4 protein-coding genes are annotated in these 4,878 nt (G+C 71.0%); 2 read left to right on the plus strand and 2 right to left on the minus strand.

Going from position 1 to position 4,878, the window contains the following annotated elements; genetic code table 11:
- Positions 1 to 46: 46 nt before the first annotated feature.
- The gene (locus ACY45C_RS12155; RefSeq protein ID WP_462187726.1) at positions 47 to 616 is read right to left on the minus strand and encodes a hypothetical protein; all 570 of its coding nucleotides are present in this window, start codon (positions 614 to 616) and stop codon (positions 47 to 49) included.
- Between the two features lie 156 nt (positions 617 to 772).
- Between ACY45C_RS12155 and ACY45C_RS12160 the strand changes: the two genes are divergently transcribed.
- On the plus strand, positions 773 to 2,014 hold the full coding sequence (locus ACY45C_RS12160; protein WP_462187727.1) for a LysM peptidoglycan-binding domain-containing protein: 1,242 nt from the start codon (positions 773 to 775) through the stop codon (positions 2,012 to 2,014).
- 342 nt (positions 2,015 to 2,356) lie between these two features.
- Entirely contained in the window at positions 2,357 to 2,779 is a 423-nt protein-coding gene (locus ACY45C_RS12165; protein WP_462187740.1) for an Rv3235 family protein, read from the plus strand.
- Positions 2,780 to 2,804: 25 nt separating this feature from the next.
- Here the strand turns inward: ACY45C_RS12165 and ACY45C_RS12170 are convergent.
- Positions 2,805 to 4,878, minus strand: a 2,074-nt coding sequence (locus ACY45C_RS12170; protein WP_462187728.1) for a preprotein translocase subunit SecA, incomplete at its 5' end; no start/stop codon positions are given.

A 4,878-nucleotide genomic window follows, 5' to 3' on the forward strand; every position in this document is an offset into this window, starting at 1 on the left:
AGTACTAGGCGCAGTAGGCGCGGCGAGGTCAGTAGGCGTGGCGAGGTCAGGGGATCCGACGAACGTAGGCGATCGCGTCGAGGGGGATGGTCCAGCCGGAACGGATCTGGCCGCGCCGGGCGAACTCGCCGACGGCGTGTTCGGCTACCTCCAGGAAGTCCGAGCCGACCCGCACCGGCGTTCCGTGCAGGGTCACCCCGTCCACCAGCATGAGCGTGCACGCCGAGCGGTCCCGGACGAGCCCGCGCAGGACGTACCGCAGATCCAGCTTGGCCGCCAGCGGACCCTCATGACCCGGCTGGGCTGAGACCACCGGCAGGTTCTCCACGGCCAGCAGCGACCGCACCGGCACCAGAGCCTCCGTCGCGCCGGGCTCGGCCATGAGCAACCAGTCCACCCCGAGGGCCGACAGGGTGCCGTGCAGGATCTCGGGAGCGCGCTGACCACCCAGCACCCGGCAACGCGCCGGGTGTCCGACGACAGGTCGCATCCGATCGATCAACCGCAGGTAGGCAGCCTCCCGTCGGCTGCGGTCCGCGAGCTCGGCGGAGAGCTCGGCGGCCTCATTCGCCTCCCACTGCAGCTCCAGGTCGGCGAACAGATCCTCCCATCGCACGAAATTCCTCCCATAAAGGTAGATTTCGCCCGCTTCTCCCAGTCACCCCTCACTCCCCACACAAGCAGGGTTGACAGCGAGCTTTCAGGGGTTTACACAAGCAAACGTAGGCAAACGAACGATCTCGACAACATCCGGCGGACAGGAGTACCCACAATGATCGCGAGGGCGGCTCGACAGACGCTGGCGCGGTTCGCCGGCGCGACCGCGGCCGCAATCACGGCGATCATATTGATCGTTTTCGGACCCCGGCTGGCCGACCTGCCGGAGAGCATCGAGGCCGCCCCAGCATGGTTCGCCGCCGCGCCCGAGCAGGCGCTGGCCACAATCATCGGGGTCGTCGCCTGGGTGTGCCTGCTCTGGCTGTGCCTGGGGGTTCTGCTCAGCGCGCTGTCGGCCGTCCCCGGCGGAGTCGGCCGGCTCAGCGCGGCGCTGGCCCGCCGGATCGTTCCCCGCACGATGCGGCGGATGCTCGAGATCGGCCTCGGAGTGACACTCGTCGCCGGGGTGGCGCCGATCATCGCCGCGGTCCCGGCCTCCGCGGCCACCGGACCTGCGGGGACCGGTGTCAGTGCGGGCGCCACCGCCGCACTGCCCGATCTGGACCGGCCCACCACCGTCGGCCACCCCCCGAACCCGATAGCCAGCTTCCCCGGCCTCGACCGCCCCCCGGCCGGCACCTCCGCCGGTCACACCCCCGCGACACCCCCCGCATCCTCCACCGGCCCCGCCTCCCCTACCGAACCCGTAACCGGCGCCGGTGCCATCCCGGCGACCAGCCCCACCCCGACGATCTCGGTTCCCGGTCTCGGCGAGGCGATCCCCGTCGTGGACCTGCACGGGACCACCTCAGCGGCCGGCTCGCCGACGCGGCCCCCCTCCCCGGGTTCCGCCGCCGGCGGAAACCCGGTGCACACCGCCCCTGACCCCGGCGCCCTCACTCGGCTCACCACGGCTCACACGACCACAGCCGGCTGGCCGGACCTGGACCGACCCGCCACCACCTCCCCGAGCAACCCGGCCGCGCCCGGCGCAGCCATCACTCCGACGCCGTCCCACCCGACGCCGTCCCACCCGACGCCGTCCGGACCGGCGGCTCCGGCCGCGTCGACACCAGCCCGGGATCCGATCGTGCCGCCGGCCCCTCGTGGAACGGGCACGCCCATGAACCTCCCGGGTACCGACCGGACCTCTCCCGGCGTCGATGCGGCGGAAATCGTCGTCCTCCGCGGCGACAGTCTCTGGTCCATCGCGGCCCGTCATCTCGGCCCGGACGCGACGCAGGAGCAGATCGCAGCCGAGTGGCCACGGTGGTGGGCCGCCAACTCCGACCTGATCGGCCACGACCCGAATCTGATCTTCCCCGGCCAACGCCTGAAGCCACCCCCCGGGCCCTGACCCCGCCCACCACTTCCGGAGCCTGCCGTGACCGCCACCTACGCCCTGACCCTGCCCCGGCGTCCAATTCCGGCCCCCGCAATGCACCGCCTTCCCGTCATCCCCCACGAACCGCCCTATGACGACGAGGCCGGACCCTCGCCGGCCGGCGCCTCGACCGGCTCGTCGACAAGGCCGCCCCGACCCCGGGTGCGGCCGGCCGGATGCACCACCGCCGATCGTCCAGGCCGGCCCGTGACCGCCCCGGGACCCGGCGGGCCGCCGCGCGGCCGTGGCGGTGCGGACGGCCAGACCGAGCCCGGTGGCACGACGACGGTCGATCGGACGCCTCGGCACCTCGCCATGCCCGAACGCACGGTCACGGGGACAGGAACGGGATCAGCGGCGTCACACGTGGTGCCGGGTCTCGAACCGGTAGCCGGTCCGCGGCCGGGGCGCCCCGCCGGGAGCCGGACGAACCCACCGTCCCGGGAAACGGCGGTGGTCATCGTCAGAGCGATCGTCGAGACGCTCGGCGGAGTGCGCCCGGCCTCGCATCTCGCCGGATGGACGACGCCCCGCCTGCAGAACGATCTCGAACGCATCGTCGCCCAGACCACGGATCGCAGGCGGAGTCAGGTCCGCAGCGTACGGGTCAGCGAACCGCGACCCGGAGTCGCCGAGGTCTCGGCGGTCATCAGCCGAGGTGCCCGGGTGGCCGCACTCGCGCTGCGCATGGAGTCGTCCGGCGGACGCTGGCGGGTGACAACCCTGCAGGTGGGTTAGCGCGGCCACCGGCTCCAGGGATGGATCACTCGGCGTTGCGGCGCGCCGGGTCGCCGTGGCATCGCTTGTACTTGCGGCCTGACCCACACGGGCAGGGCGCATTGCGAGCGGGACGCGTGCCCGCACCGGGCTGCGCCGTGCCGGCTTCGCCGCGGGCGGCGCTGAGCGCACCGTTTCCAGCCGGGCGGCCCAGTCCCGACCCGCCGTCCACCGTCGTGACCGGCCCGGATCCACCGTCGACTGACGGCGCGGTGTAGCGCAGGCCACCGGTCGGCCGCCGCGGCTCAAGCCCCTTGACGAAGACCGGCGGCGGTGCGGACGGAACCGGTGAAGGGGGTGGCGGAGTCTGGTCGGCCGCCGCGGGGCGAGCGGGCTGCGCGTCCGCGACGGGCCCGGCGCCGCCCGGGATCGTCGGCGCCACCGGAGCGGGCAGGGTCGCGGCTCCGGCCGGCGGTGCGGGAGCGGCGGACGCGGCCGGCTCGACGCCCACCGGCGCGGCGGCCTCCTCCTGCCCCGCGACCTGAACCTCGACGTTGAACAGCAGCCGGACAGATTCCTCCTTGATACCCTCCATCATCGTCTGGAACATGTCGAAACCCTCACGTTGGTACTCGACCAGCGGGTCCCGCTGTCCCATCGCCCGCAGCCCGATGCCCTCTTGCAGGTAGTCCATTTCGTAGAGGTGCTCGCGCCACTTTCGGTCCAAGACCGCGAGGACGACCCGTCGCTCCAGCTCCCGCATGATCGGTTCGCTGTCGGGGCCGTCGCCGAGGTCGAGTTCCCGCCGGTCGTACGCCTCCTGCGCGTCGACCTGGATGTCCTCGAGCAGGTGATCGGCAGTGAGCCCGTCACGATCGTCGACATCGGGTGCCACCACACCGACCGGGTAGAGCTGCCCGAGCGCCGTCCAGAGCGTGTCGAGATCCCACTCCTCCGGGTACCCGTCGGCGGTGGCGCCGCGCACGTACCCCTCGACGGTGTCGTCGACGAAGTGACGCACCTGCTCGTGGAGATCAGCACCGCCGAGAACCTTGCGGCGCTCCTCATAAATCACGGTGCGCTGCTTGTTCATGACCTCGTCGTACTTGAGGACGTTCTTGCGGATCTCGAAGTTCTGCCCCTCGACCTGGGTCTGGGCCGACCGGATCGCCCGAGTCACGATCTTCGATTCGATCGGGACGTCCTCGGGGATGTTCAGCCGATCCATGATGCCCTCGACCGCGGCCGCGTTGAACAACCGCATGAGATCGTCGCCGAGGGAGAGGTAGAAGCGCGACTCACCGCGGTCGCCCTGCCGGCCGGCCCGGCCACGCAGCTGGTTGTCGATGCGCCGGGACTCGTGCCGCTCGGTGCCGAGCACGTACAGGCCGCCGGCGTCGACGACCTCCTCGTGCTCGGCCTTCACCGACTGCCTGGCCTTCTCCAGGGCCTCCTGCCAGGCCGCCTCATAGTCCTCGGGGGTCTCGATCGACGAGAGGCCGCGCTGGCGCAGCTCGGCCTGGGCAATGAACTCCGGGTTGCCGCCGAGCATGATGTCCGTACCACGACCGGCCATGTTCGTTGCCACCGTGACGGCGCCCTTGCGGCCCGCCTCGGCGATGATGGCCGCCTCCCGCTCGTGGTGCTTGGCGTTGAGCACCTCGTGCGGCACACCACGCTTGCGGAGTTGCTTCGAGAGGTACTCGGACTTCTCGACGCTGGTGGTGCCGACCAGGACCGGCTGGCCCTTCTCGTGCCGCTCGGCGATGTCCTCCACCACGGCGTCGAACTTCGCGATCTCGGTCTTGTAGACGACGTCCGGCTGGTCGAGCCGGACCATCGGCTTGTTCGTCGGGATGGGGACGACCCCGAGCGAGTAGATCTGGTGGAACTCGGCCGCCTCGGTCATGGCGGTACCGGTCATACCGGAGAGCTTGTCGTAGAGCCGGAAGTAGTTCTGCAGCGTGATCGTCGCGAGGGTCTGGTTCTCCTGCTTGATCTCGACCTTTTCTTTGGCCTCGATCGCCTGGTGCATTCCCTCGCTGTAGCGACGGCCGTGGAGCACGCGGCCGGTGAACTCGTCGACGATGAGAACCTCACCGTCGGTAACGATGTAGTCC

The organism is Frankia sp. CcWB2 (genome assembly GCF_977927585.1).